The following is a 12,914-nucleotide window of genomic DNA, read 5'->3' as shown; positions in this document are numbered from 1 at the left end:
TTCGGCAGAACTCGCTCCCTTTTTTATAATTTAATTCCTTTTAATGCCGCGGCAAACGCATTGTTCACCGGCTCTTCGGCCTCTTTTTTCTGTTTCTTCATATAAGCTGCCACATCGCGCTTCGTCACGCCGCCGCCCTCTTTTTTGCGGCGCTCTTGGAATTTTGTCATGCGCTCTTTGTGGCCGCAGGCGCAGACAAACGTCGCATCCTCGCCCTTTCCGATCATCTCCATGCGCTTATGGCAGACCGGGCATCTCGCATTCGTCGTGCGGGAAACCGTCTCGCGGTAGCCGCACTCTCTGTCCTGGCAGACGAGCAGTTTTGCGTTCTTTCCATTCACCGCAAGCAGCCGTTTTCCGCAGTTCGGGCACTTCTTGTTCGTCAGGTTGTCGTGGCGGAACGTTCCCTCTTCCGTCTTGATCTCATCGATCAGTTCCACCGTGTAGCTGCGGATCTCCTTCATAAACACATCGCGCCGCTTCTTTCCCTTTGCAATGTCGTTTAACTGCATCTCCCAGCTTGCCGTCAGCTCCGGCTTTTTCAAATCCGCCGGAACCAGCTTCAGAAGCTGGCGTGCTTTCGAGGTCAGATAGATCTCATTGCCTTTTTTCTCCAGCAGAAAGCTGCGGAACAGCTTCTCGATGATATCCGCACGGGTCGCAACCGTTCCAAGGCCGCCCGCCTCACCGATCGTTTTTACCAGGCTGCTGTCGCGGTTTTCCATGTAGCGGACCGGATTTTCCATCGCGGAGAGCAGCGTGCCTTCCGTGAAGCGTGCCGGAGGTTTTGTCTTTCCTTCGCGGAGACTGATCTTCGGCTGCCCGATCTTCATGCCTGCCTCCAGAAGCGGCAGATTCTGCTCCCGCACCTCTTCTTCCGCCTCATCCTCTTCGTCGTACCGGTTATCCTCGTATGCCTCCTGCCAGCCTTTCTCGACCATGCGCTTTCCGCGCGCAGTAAAGCATTCCTTTTCGATGGAAGCCTGGATCACCGTCTCTTCATATACACACGGCGGCAGCAGTACCGCAAGAAAACGGCGCACAACAAGATCATAAATGCGGCGCTCCTCGTTCGAGAGTGCGGATAACTGCACGTACTGCTCCGTCGGGATAATGGCATGGTGATCGGAAACCTTCGCATCATTGACAAAGAAGAGCTTTCCGTTCAGCGGACTGCGCTTCGCCTGCTGGGCCAGTGCTTTGTACGGGCCGATGCTGACCGCATCCAGCCGCTCTTTTAACGTCAGCACAATATCTTTCGTCAGATACCGTGAATCTGTCCGCGGATACGTAAGGACTTTATGGGTCTCATAGAGGCTCTGCATCAGATTCAGCGTCTGTTTTGCCGAATAGCCGAACCGTGCGCTCGCATCGCGCTGCAGCTCCGTCAGATCGTAGAGCAATGGCGCTTCTTTCTGCTTTTTCTTCTTTTCTACGTTCTGTAAGACAAGCGGATACCGTTTTGCCTTCTCTGCGATCTGCTTTGCCTTTTCCGGATCGGAGATTCTTGTGCCGCCCGATTTTTCATCTTTCCAGGTGTAGACCACACCGCCCGCCGCGGCCGTCACCGTGTAATACGGTTTCGGGACAAATTCACGGATTTCCTGCTCGCGCTGTGCGATCATGGCAAGTGTCGGCGTCTGCACACGGCCGCAGGAAAGCTGTGCATTGTATTTACAGGTCAGCGCCCGCGTCGCATTGATGCCGACGAGCCAGTCCGCCTCGGCACGGGAAACGGCAGCGCGGTAGAGATTGTCGTACTCTTTCGCATCCTTCAGATTGGCAAAACCCTCACGGATCGCCTTGTCCGTCACAGAGGAAATCCAGAGACGCTTACACGGCTTCTGGTTATGTGCTTTGTCGAGAATCCACCGCGCCACCAGCTCACCCTCGCGTCCGGCATCGGTTGCAATGACAATCTCATTCACGTCCTTCCGCGCAAGCTGTGTCGTCACCGCATGGTACTGTTTTCCCGTCTGCGGAATAACCTTGATCTGCAGTTTTTCCGGCATCATCGGCAGAACTGCCATATTCCATTCCTTATACTTTTTGTCATAGTCTTCCGGATCTTTTAACGTCACCAGATGGCCGAGCGCCCAGGTAACGATATACTTGTTTCCCTCCAGCGCTCCGTTTTCTTTTTTGCTGCACCCCAGTACGCGCGCAATGTCGCGTGCCACGGATGGTTTTTCTGCAATTACCAGAGTTTTCATAAAATGTCTGCTCCTTTTATAGCTCTTTATACTGTTTTACAATTTCCTCCCGGTCTTTTCCGAGAATGAAGTAATAATCAATCTGTCCGTCCCCTGCGGTGTGAAGATACGTTCCAAACGTCCGTACATTGCACAGCAGTGCCGTCCGGGACGCGGCGGCCGCAATGCCGTAGCCGCGGTTCGAAACAAGCAGCGGCATCCGCGCCTGCTTTCCGCCAAAAGAGACGTAGCGCGCCTTCGCGGTCAGATCCAGCCACTCGGTCGAAAGAATGCCTTTTGCTTTCAGCTTTTCGGAACCGCTCCAGTCGAAGAACGTCCATGTCATGCCGCCGTCGATCATGCGCGGCTCGTCACGCTTCTCAGAAAGGATTGGTTTGTTGTCCGGCGTCAGGAACTGCACCGCGCCGTCCTTTTTTTCTACCATGACGCGCAGCTTTTCCGTCTCGACCAGAACCGCCGTCTTCGATTCTTTCGCACTCCACGGAAACGCGGTATCTGCCTTCGGCTTCCAGTACGTGTCCTGCACTTTTGCGGTCACGCCCTTTACGAAACTGATGCGGATCACCTCCGGCGTGATCGGGGTGATGCGTAAGATGCCGTACATGCTGGCAATCTCAACCGCCGATTTTCCTTTCTTCGCCCATTTCACCGCACACTTGATCTTCGAATGGCCCTTGATGCGCAGCAGCTCGTTTTCCGGAATTGCACCGAAAGCGTAAGGTGAGGTATTCAGGCGCTCCGTCTTCTCGGCTTCTACTGGTACCATACCTGCTCCGCCCGGTCTTTTTGCACTCTGCACTCCGGCCGTGCCCGCTCCATATTGCATTCCTGCCTGTGTTCCTGCACTCCGTCTGCTTCCCGGCGCTTTGCCGCCTGCCTTTCCATGATAAGCCGCACCAGCAAAAATAGATGACACCCCTTCCGGTGCACGCTGCTGCATTGTCTTTGCGGCAATTTCTTCTCCCGTTTCTGCCGCAGCCCTCCGCGTTGCCGTACTGCCTTTTGCCATCACCGCTGTTCCGGTCGTGCTTGTATTTCCAAGCGCCATTCCCGGCCTCTGCTCCGGCTTGATCACAATCCGTTTCGGTCCATGGCTGTTCCGCTCGTCCATCTCCTGAATGCCGATCGCGCGGTTCTCCTCACGCGCCTCCTTCTGCGTCAGCGAAACCTTCTCATACTCTTTCGCCTTCGTCAGCGTCTCCATGGCAAATTCCTGATTGTGACGGCCCTTCGGCGCTTCTTTGGCAAGGATTCCCGTCAGTTCTCCTGTATACAGCACCGCCAGCTCATGCAGTGCCCGCGTCGCCGCCACGTAAAGCAGCTTCACCTGCCCGTCATTTTCAGGATATTTTTCTTCCGTCGGATCAAGAAGCAGCACCGCATCGAACTCAAGACCTTTCGTATATGCCACCGGGAGCACCATCACGCCCTCGCCGAACTCTGCCGTCTCGAGATCCTCCTCCACAACCGGCACGTATTGTTTCAGCTTCCGCGCCGTATCCGCCGCTTCTGCCTCATCCCGGCATACAACGGCAATCGTCTCATATCCCTGCGCCTGCCATGTCTTGATTGTCTGAACACCCGCGGCGAGCAGCGCCGCTTCATCGTCAAATGCTTCTTTCCGCACCGCCGTTCCGTGCCGCAGCACCGGCTCCACCGGATAGATCGCAAAGTCCCCATGCCGCAGAATCTCGTTTGCAAAATCGGAGATCTCCACCGTATTCCGGTAACTCTTCCGCAGAACGCCGAACGCATCGTACGTGCCGGTCAGAATCAGCTTTTTCAGCTCCTCCCAGTCGTTCAGGCCGTAGGAAAAATGGATATTCTGCGACGTATCTCCCATAATGGTATACGTACAGTCACGCAGACAGTAATGAAGCACCTGGTACGCCATCATCCCGAAATCCTGCGCCTCGTCGATGACCACATGGCTCGCCTCGCGCACGGGATCGTTTTCCTTGATCCGCTTATAGAGGTATGCCAGCGCCGCCAGATCATAGACATCAAAGGAGTTTTCCGGCACTTCCACCGCTTTTCCTTTCTCCGCCTGCTGCTCCAGAAACTGTAAATAGAGATCAAAAATGGATCCCCGCCATTTTCCATCTCCAAAATATTTCTCGTATTTCCGCTTCAGCGCCTTTTTTTCGCGCGCCGGAAACGTCACTTCTTTTCCCGAAACCTCATTCTCAAATTTTGCCAGCAGGATCTCGTTCAGCATGCACATCTTTCCTTCCATGGAAAGTGTGGACTGCTCCCTGCAATAGTTATCAATATACTCGGCGTCCAGAAGCAATGTTCCCGTTTTTTCCAGCCACACCGGCTCCCGCGGAATCTGCTCTGCCTCGTACGTACGGCAGAAATTTTCCAGATCGAAAAACCAGCCGCTTCCGCCCTTTATGCTGTTTTTCTCATCCGCGCGGTCGATGGTGTGTACCGTGTACTTTTCTTCGTCCCAGTCCTCGTACAGAAGCCGGATAAAAAGCTGCTCCATCGTCATCTGACGGATGCCGTACACATCGAGTTCCGGCAGAACGCTGGTAATGTAGTTCAGCAGAATGCGGTTGCTTCCAATGATATAGAAATCCTCCGGCCGGAAGTCCTCCTCGTAATTATAGAGGATGTACGAAATCCGGTGCATCGCCACCGTCGTCTTTCCGGAACCAGCCACGCCCTGTACGATCAGATTCGTCTTCGGGGATCTGCGGATAATGAGGTTCTGCTCCTGCTGGATCGTCGCAATGATCTCACCGAGCACCGCTTTTTTGTTCTTCGCCAGATACTTTGTCAGCAGCTCATCGTTCGCTACCACATCGGAATCAAAAAAGTCTTTCAGATGGTCATTTTCAATCTCATACGTCCGCTTTCTTTTCAGATCAATCGAAAAAGTACCCTCTGAACTCACCGTATAGCTGCACGGTCCGGTGCTGTTCTCATAATAGACGGAGGAAATCGGCGCCCGCCAGTCCAGCACAACCGGTTCCGCCTTCTCATCGGAAATGCCGACGCGCCCGATGTAATAGGACTCTAAAAACGAAAGCCGCGGATCCTGAAAATCAATCCGCCCGAAATACGGCTTCTTTCTCGCTTTTTCCAGCCGCGCCATGCCGTGCTGGTACGCATTCAGCTTCGCCGTCGCGTTATTCCAGAGCGCCAGGCCTTCCGCCTCTTTTGCGTCGTACGTCTCCATCAGATCCGCCAGGTCCTCATTCGCCGACCGGATATCCGCCTTCGCCTGTTCCAGATTCTGCTCGGCAATCCCGATCACCTTCGCAAGCTGTGCTTCCTCCTCTTCCCTCGTAAGTCCGGGAATCTCTGATTTTCTGATGCTTCTTTCCAGTTTCTCTTCTTCCACTTTGTGCCTCCTTTTTTACGAAAAACTTCTTCTACATCAGCCCGTTCTTTTGATTCTCTTATTTCCATCCCAATAGACTTTATTTTACCATGCACACGTCTCCCCGGCAAGATACTTCACCCGCTTTTTCGTGCATCAAAAAAGACACCATGCATCTTACACACAGTGCCTTTCCGACTTTTTTTCTTACTGAAGGTAATCCTTAAATTTCTTTTTAAATGCTTCGATATCGTTCGTATGGGCTTCTACAACCGCATCCGGATTTCCGGCGATCATCAGGACACTCATCAGGGATTTCGCATCAAAGACGCATCGTCCTATTTTTACGTCAACGTCGTAATCCAGGCGTTTCACCATATTTACAAATTCTTCTACACTCTCTACTTCATCAAACTTTAACGGTAACGAAATCATATTTTCTGCATCCTTTCTGCTTTTTGGTCTTCTTTTCATGATTTTGAATTCTTTCTTTTATTTCCTTCAAAATCGGTCAAAAACTTACACGATATCCCTTTTTTGCTGTTTTTTATGAAAGTAGTAATGAAATCGCCTTCATTTTCGACTGACACTAAAATAGCATACATCTGTCTCACTGCAAATATTCGTTTTAGACAAAATTCGGCGTAGTTTTACAGCAATTTGCTCATATGTTCCGTCTGATTCGTTAAGTTGTTTCTTTTCCGGCACTTTTTTCGTTGGATCTGACGGGCCGGAATGCCTTACTTGAGAATCACTCTCATGAAAAGTTATTCGCTGAAAATAATATTTCGGATCTTCCGGGACAGGGTGTACGTTCCGGCATCTTTTTTCTGGGTCATCATCAGAAATGTCATATTCTGCTCCGGCACGACTTCCATGTAGCATCCAAGCCAGCCGTCCCAGCCGAACTCGCCCTTGCTTCCCAGCGTTACCGCACGCGTCGGATCTACCAGAACACGCATCAGATTTCCGTAGGAAAATCCTTCCAGACCGATCCAGTTATCAAAGCCTGCCTGCTGTACCGCGCTTAATGTGTGGCCTCCCAGAAATTTTACCGTCGCCGGACGGAGAATCTGTACACCGTTGTAGGTGCCGCCGTTCAGCAGCATCTGCGTAAATTTCGCATAATCGTCGATGGTAGATGCAAGGCCTGCTCCGCCTGCCTCATATGCCGGGCGGTACGCCATATCGTTCTGAATGCCAAGGTTATTGTCCAGATAACGGACAGACGGCTGTCCCTCCCTGCAGTCATACACCTTCGCCAGACGATCCTGCTTTTCTGCCGGAACCCAGAAATCGGTATCATTCATGCCGAGCGGCTCGAAAATTTCTTTTTTCAGAAAATCCCCAAAGCGCATGCCGCTTGCCACCTCAATCACCGCACCTACGACATCCGCCGACGTTCCATAACTCCAGGACTGGCCCGGCTGATACAGAAGCGGGACTTTTCCAAGACGGTTTGCAAATTCTACTGTACTGATCGTTCCGCCGTTTTCTTCCTTAAGTCCGTGGATCACCTCCTGAAAAAGTGCATCGGTCTGCCGTCCCGTCTCATCCGTTCCGCCGTACGTCAGCCCGGATGTCATATTCATAATATCCTCCAGAAGGATCTCCCGCTCCGCTTTTTCTATCTTCCCATCCGCTGTACATACAACCGGGTTCCGGAAGCCCGGCAGATACTTGCTGACCGGATCCGCCAGATCGACGATTCCGCGCTCTACCAGAATCATCATGGCCGTCGCGGTAATCGGCTTGCTCATGGAGTAGAGACGGAAAATATTATCGCGGGAAACCGGCTTTTTCGCTTCGATATCCGCATATCCGCTCTCCAGATAAACCTGCTCCTCTCCATCTTTGATCACCATCAGAAGACAGCCCGGTGTCTCTCCTTTTGCAACGGACGCATCCATCACCTGCTGCAGTCTTTTCTTTATCACCTGTTCCATGGTATGCTCTAACCTCCATCTAAATTTCATTGTTTTTTCCTATTTTACCTCTCTTTTTGCCCCCTGTCATCTTTTATCTTGCTTTTCTTCTTCCATCCTCATTGTCTTTTTTTTCTGAAATCTTACAACTTTTCTGAAATTAAGAAAAACCATCAAAAACCATCATTGCCCTATTCCGAAAAATATGCTATTCTATATGTATATATATTTATGAATCTTCAGCTATTTAGAAAAACGAGGTGAACATCTTGCTGAAAACGAACGAATCCGCAGAAAATTATTTGGAAACCATTTTAGTCTTAAGTCAGAAAAAACCCGTTGTACGCGGTGTTGATATTGCAGAAGAACTTGGCTTTAAAAAATCAAGTGTCAGCGTTGCCATGAAAAACTTAAGAGAAAAAGAGCAGATCCGCGTAACGCCGGAAGGCTACATCTACCTGACCGACAGCGGACGCGCGATCGCAGAGATGATCTATGAGCGCCACCAGCTCCTCTCCCGCGGCCTGATGAGCCTTGGTGTTGATGAGCAGACCGCCACGGAAGATGCCTGCCGCATCGAGCATGTCATCAGCCAGGAAAGCTTTGAAGCGATCAAACGTCATCTGCACATGACTGCCGAAAAATAAGCATGACAAAGAAAACGCTGCCGGAGTTCTCTTCTCTCCGGCAGCGTTTCACTTTCCGCCCGAAAGTCTCCCATTTCTTTGCCGGAGCCTTTCGGGTTTTCTTTTTACAGCATAAAAGTATACGTTCCGCTTCCCAGTTCCACGGTATCCGCCGGATCCTCCGTGTTTTTAAACAGGGTTGCCGTTGTATTGACCGGAATCGTAACCTGATACTCTATTTTGTCACCTTTCCGCTCCCATCCGGCAGAAATCACGCCGTACGGGCTGTCTACGGAACCTTTCATAAACTCGAGCGGGCCCGGCTGCGGTTTCAGCAGAATGTGCTGATAACCCGGTTTTGTCTCGTCTCTCTGGATACCAAGTCCCGTGTGATACAGCCAGGAAAGAACGCTTCCGAGAGAATAATGATTGAACGAGTTCATCGCATTCTGTCCGCCGAAGCCTTTTTCCTTCGTGTAGGAATCCCAGTGCTCCCAGATCGTCGTCGCTCCCTGGGTCACCGGATACAGCCACGACGGGAATGCCGTCTGCAGCATCATCTTCCAGGCATCCTCCACAGCGCCCTGCTCGGTCAGCATCTGGTTCAGAATACCCGTTCCAAAGAATCCCGTTCCGACCGTATGGCCGATCGCTCTCGTCTTTCGGATCAGATGCTCTCCTATTCTCTTTCTGTCTTCTGCCACACCATAAGACAGTGCAATTGCATACGAGCACTGCGTATCACACAGCGTTCCGTCCGCATTGCAGGTCTTTCCGGAATCCGGAAGTACAAATGTCTCATTCCAGAATTTCTTCACCTTCGCAGCAAGCGCCTCATACTGATGCTGCTCCTCTGTTCTTCCGAGCGCACCGGCAATCCGGCTCATCAGATCGGCTTCTTTATAATAAAATGCATTCCATAAAAGCAGCAGATCCGTCTCTTCCGGTGCCAGCCAGTCGCCAAGCGGTCCGATCGCCGGATTTACCTTCGTTCCCGGCAGACCCTTATCCTTCATATAGTCCATATATTTCTGCATGCCAGGATAAAATTTCTCCAGTGTGCGGATATCCCCATACTGCTCATACAGTTCCCACGCCATAAAAATACTCGCACACTCATACGTAATGCCGCCGAATCCGCCGCCCACCGGTGCAATCTCCGGGTACTGGCCTTCCGGTGTCTGCAGATCACGCATCGCCTGCAGGTTCCGCTCATAGAATTTCTTCAGGCTGCTGTTGTTGAGCGCCGTATGGCAGAAAATATGCGTATCGCCCGCCCAGCCCATGCGCTCATTTCTCTGCGGGCAGTCGGTCGGAATGTTGATAAAGTTGCATTTCTGTGACCAGGAAACATTCTCGGCAAACCGGTTCAGCAGTTTATGGCTACTCGTAAGGCTTCCATGGAATTCCGTCACAGAAGAATACTGAAGACTCTCTACTTCTTCCAGCTCCGGCGCATGCTCCACACCGCTGATCTCAATATAGCGGTAGCCGTGGAAGGTAAACTTCGGCTGGAACACCTCTTCCCCGCCGCGGCAGATATAAACATCCGTACTCGTCGCATCCCGGTAATTTTCCAGCATCATCGTGCCTTCTTTTCCGGCATACTCCGGCAGATCCGGATAAAGCACCTCCGCATAGCGGATGATGATCTTTGTGCCCGCCTTCTCATGCAGTGTAATCCGCGGTACACCGGCCATCTCCTGTTCCAAATCGTAGAGATACACACCCGGGAACAGCTCTTTTCTCGTCTTTGCCGTTCTCCGGTCCACAATCCGCACCGGTGCATCGTACTCACCGATATATTCCGGCTTCTGCTCATGAACCGCCGGCCAGGACCGTCCAAAGCCCGGCATTGTGCAGAACTCTTCGATCATGACGGTATCCACAACAACTGGCTTTTCCCAGGTGCTGTCATCAAACTCCGGCAGAGAATAAGTTTCGTAAACCTCTGCCCGGCGCGCATCGTACTGCTCTCCGGCAAAGTAGCTGGAAAACAGGTAAGGACCTTCTCCGAAATACTTCCAATCCTCGGTATTTGTTCCAAAGACTTCGCGGCTGCCGTCCTCGTACTTCATGACAACCTTGGCAAGCAGACTCTCCTTGTCTCCAAAGTAATTAAAGTTCTTCACCACAAAGGTCTGTGCCTCGCTCCACCAGCCCGATGCCAGCGTCACGCCGATTCCGTTTCGGCCCGGTTTCATCAGCCCTGTAATATCGTATGTCTGATAGTTCATTCTGTGGTCATACTGTGTCAGACCCGGACGCAGCAGATCTTCCGTGATCTCCTGTCCGTTGATCCGGCAGTCGTAGATACCACGCGCAGTAATATAAAGGCGTGCCGATACCAGTTTTTTCTCTTTCTGGCAGGAAATACACGACCGCAGCATTGGAATTGAATGATGGGACGGATCTGCCGTAATCTGGCTGTCTTCTACTTTAAAGTATCCGTTTTCCACCGGAATCTGATCCGCAAAGATACTTTTTCCCCCATCCAGCCGTCCTTCCGGCGTCTCACGAACAATTTCCGCGGATGGTTTTCTTACGTTTCTTACGGTCAGATTCTTAAAATATCCTGTCGTCCCTTTTCCTGCATAAAATCCGATCTCATTCAGTCTCGGATACGGCAGCACATCGTTATCTCCTCTCGGATTCAGCTGGCGGCCTGATACTTTCGTTCCAAAAAATCCATGCTCTTCAATGGCATCCACGAGGATGCCGTCGACATAGGCGTATGCCACATTGCCGTCAACCTCTACGGTCAGCTTATGAAAGGCATCAGCATTTTCTGGTGTCAGGATTTCCTGTGTTTTCTCTTTCCAGTTGACCAGTTTCGTAACGGCAAACGGTTTTTCCGCTGTATCCTCCGGCGCATAGCCCACGCGGTAAATTTCGAGGCGTGCATCTCCATCCTCAAGGCACACAGCATAACGGATATAGTTCTCCCCTTCCATGCCAAGCTCATTTTTCGTATGATCGTTCAGACGGAAGTCATTGGCTCCAAAGACAATACCCGCTTCTCCCTTCCCGCCTTCCATCCGAAATTCACTCTCGATCGTAAAGACACCGCGGTTTTCCGCGCATACCGTCGCATGCGGTGCGCCGATCCACTCAGCTCCCTCCCATGCTGCATACAAAGAATCCATAAGGCCTGTCTCGAAGGAACTTTCTGCTTCTGCTTTTCCGCCGTGGTTATCCCACACCTCTGCTTTTACCTCATATTTGGTACAGGGCTGCAGTGCTTCTCCTTCATAACCAATCCCTGTTGATACGCCGGTTTCCATTTTTCCGCTGTCCCACACAGTATCTTCTCCGGTACGCACAACGATCCGGCATGCGCTCTGCATCAGATTCTGTTCTCCTTCTTCTGCCGTCAGCAGCCAGGAAAATGCCGGTTTTTTCTCATCCAGCCCGATCGGTGCCATCTGATCTTCAATCAGAATTTTCTCTATCTTCATTTGGTAACCTCCCATTGCAAGTTTTGCCTTCTTTGCTGATTGTATTATACCGTCCAGCAGCTATTTCTGTTAAGATCAGTTTTTGCCCAAAAAAGCGTCTTTATTTGCATCTTTTCCGGTGTTATAATAAAGGAAATTACGAAAGAGAGGTACCATCAAATGAAAGTATTATTAATCAACGGAAGTCCTCACGCAAAAGGCAGCACTTATACTGCCCTGCACGAAATGGAAAAAGTCTTTACAGAAAACGGTATTGAGGCGGAAATCGTACATATCGGAAATAAAGATATCCGCGGCTGTGTTGCCTGCGGTGCCTGTTCCAAGCTCGGAAAATGTGCTTTTTCCGATATGGTAAATGAGGTTGCTCCGAAATTTGAAGAGGCTGACGGCCTTGTTGTCGGAAGTCCGGTTTATTATGCATCTGCAAATGCAACACTTATTGCTTTTCTTGACCGGCTGTTCTACAGCACACACTTTGACAAGACCATGAAAGTCGGCGCTTCGGTTGTCTCTGCACGCCGCGGCGGTCTTTCCGCTACCTTTGATGAGCTGAACAAATACTTCACCATCTCCGGCATGCCGGTTGCTTCCGGCCAGTATTGGAACAGTATCCATGGAAATAATGCGGACGAGGCACAACAAGATCTCGAAGGCCTGCAGATCATGCGTACCCTTGCACGGAATATGAGTTTTCTGATGAAGAGCATCCAGCTCGGAAAAGAATCCTTTGGTCTTCCGGAAAAGGAACCGCGCGTCGGCACAAACTTTATCCGTTAATTTATCTGTTAAGCAAGATGCCGTCTTTCAGACTTTTTTCTATGTCTGGAATACGGCATCTTTTATAGCTGGAAGAAATTTTATACACGAAAAAAGCCTGCTTCCGCAGACTTTTTAAAGCGACCCGGATCGGGATCGAACCGACGACCTCCGCCGTGACAGGGCGGCGCTCTAACCAGCTGAGCCACCGGGCCAGACATATACAGAATATAAAATATGGAACTAAAGTGGACCTTCAGGGACTCGAACCCGGGACCGACCGGTTATGAGCCGGTTGCTCTAACCAACTGAGCTAAAGGTCCAAAGAGCCGATGATCGGACTCGAACCGATAACCTGCTGATTACAAATCAGCTGCTCTGCCAATTGAGCCACATCGGCATACATAACAAATATTTTATATTCAGTGACTCCGACGGGAATCGAACCCGTGTTACCGCCGTGAAAGGGCGATGTCTTAACCGCTTGACCACGGAGCCATATTTACTTTTTGAAAGAACTGACCTGTAAGAAACTCTTACAGGTCGCATTCACTCCCCGAGTTGGGCTCGAACCAACAACCCTTCGGTTAACAGCCGAATGCTCT

At 51.0% G+C, this 12,914-nt stretch carries 7 protein-coding genes and 4 tRNA genes; 2 read left to right on the top strand and 9 right to left on the bottom strand.

Annotation, left to right across the window (positions count from 1 at the left end; translation table 11 throughout):
- Nucleotides 1-23: 23 nt before the first annotated feature.
- The 4 genes from DW915_RS03135 to DW915_RS03120 form a co-directional block, all read right to left on the bottom strand.
- Nucleotides 24-2,213: a DNA topoisomerase III gene (locus DW915_RS03135; protein ID WP_118741554.1), complete on the bottom strand. Its 2,190-nt coding sequence runs from the start codon at nt 2,211-2,213 to the stop codon at nt 24-26.
- A gap of 16 nt (nt 2,214-2,229) precedes the next feature.
- Nucleotides 2,230-5,565, bottom strand: coding sequence for a 3'-5' exonuclease (locus DW915_RS03130; protein ID WP_118741553.1), 3,336 nt, complete (start codon nt 5,563-5,565; stop codon nt 2,230-2,232).
- Between the two features lie 186 nt (nt 5,566-5,751).
- Nucleotides 5,752-5,979 carry an HPr family phosphocarrier protein gene (locus DW915_RS03125; RefSeq protein ID WP_147326098.1) on the bottom strand — a complete coding sequence of 76 codons (228 nt, stop codon included), beginning with the start codon at nt 5,977-5,979 and terminating at the stop codon, nt 5,752-5,754.
- A gap of 332 nt (nt 5,980-6,311) precedes the next feature.
- Nucleotides 6,312-7,520, bottom strand: coding sequence for a serine hydrolase domain-containing protein (locus DW915_RS03120; RefSeq protein ID WP_242856668.1), 1,209 nt, complete (start codon nt 7,518-7,520; stop codon nt 6,312-6,314).
- A 221-nt stretch (nt 7,521-7,741) separates the two neighbouring features.
- Here DW915_RS03120 and DW915_RS03115 point away from each other — a divergent pair, with 221 nt between their 5' ends.
- Entirely contained in the window at nt 7,742-8,116 is a 375-nt protein-coding gene (locus DW915_RS03115) for a metal-dependent transcriptional regulator (RefSeq protein WP_055221737.1), read from the top strand.
- Nucleotides 8,117-8,220: 104 nt separating this feature from the next.
- On the opposite strand, the gene DW915_RS03110 is transcribed toward DW915_RS03115, so the two are convergent.
- Nucleotides 8,221-11,553, bottom strand: coding sequence for an alpha-L-rhamnosidase (locus DW915_RS03110; RefSeq protein WP_158581006.1), 3,333 nt, complete (start codon nt 11,551-11,553; stop codon nt 8,221-8,223).
- A gap of 159 nt (nt 11,554-11,712) precedes the next feature.
- Here DW915_RS03110 and DW915_RS03105 point away from each other — a divergent pair, with 159 nt between their 5' ends.
- A complete protein-coding gene (locus DW915_RS03105; protein WP_022461984.1) occupies nt 11,713-12,330 on the top strand; it encodes a flavodoxin family protein in 618 nt (205 codons plus the stop codon).
- Nucleotides 12,331-12,450: 120 nt separating this feature from the next.
- Here the strand turns inward: DW915_RS03105 and DW915_RS03100 are convergent.
- The 4 genes from DW915_RS03100 to DW915_RS03085 form a co-directional block, all read right to left on the bottom strand.
- Nucleotides 12,451-12,524, bottom strand: a tRNA-Asp gene (locus tag DW915_RS03100).
- Nucleotides 12,525-12,558: 34 nt separating this feature from the next.
- Nucleotides 12,559-12,632, bottom strand: a tRNA-Ile gene (locus tag DW915_RS03095).
- A 4-nt stretch (nt 12,633-12,636) separates the two neighbouring features.
- Nucleotides 12,637-12,709, bottom strand: a tRNA-Thr gene (locus tag DW915_RS03090).
- Between the two features lie 26 nt (nt 12,710-12,735).
- Nucleotides 12,736-12,807, bottom strand: a tRNA-Glu gene (locus DW915_RS03085).
- Nucleotides 12,808-12,914: the final 107 nt, after the last annotated feature.

The organism is Blautia sp. AM42-2 (assembly GCF_003480245.1).
Lineage (GTDB): Bacteria > Bacillota > Clostridia > Lachnospirales > Lachnospiraceae > Fusicatenibacter > Fusicatenibacter saccharivorans.
The sequence above is the reverse complement of the archived record's forward strand: the minus strand, read 5'-3'. Positions and strand labels throughout refer to the sequence as shown.

What these genes read in the sequence shown, in the direction of transcription:
- DW915_RS03125 (WP_147326098.1), bottom strand. Translation starts at nt 5,979, where the DNA reads ATGATTTCGTTACCGTTAAAGTTTGATGAAGTAGAGAGTGTAGAAGAA.
- DW915_RS03135 (WP_118741554.1), bottom strand. Translation starts at nt 2,213, where the DNA reads ATGAAAACTCTGGTAATTGCAGAAAAACCATCCGTGGCACGCGACATT.
- DW915_RS03120 (WP_242856668.1), bottom strand. Translation starts at nt 7,520, where the DNA reads ATGAAATTTAGATGGAGGTTAGAGCATACCATGGAACAGGTGATAAAG.
- DW915_RS03105 (WP_022461984.1), top strand. Translation starts at nt 11,713, where the DNA reads ATGAAAGTATTATTAATCAACGGAAGTCCTCACGCAAAAGGCAGCACT.
- DW915_RS03110 (WP_158581006.1), bottom strand. Translation starts at nt 11,553, where the DNA reads ATGAAGATAGAGAAAATTCTGATTGAAGATCAGATGGCACCGATCGGG.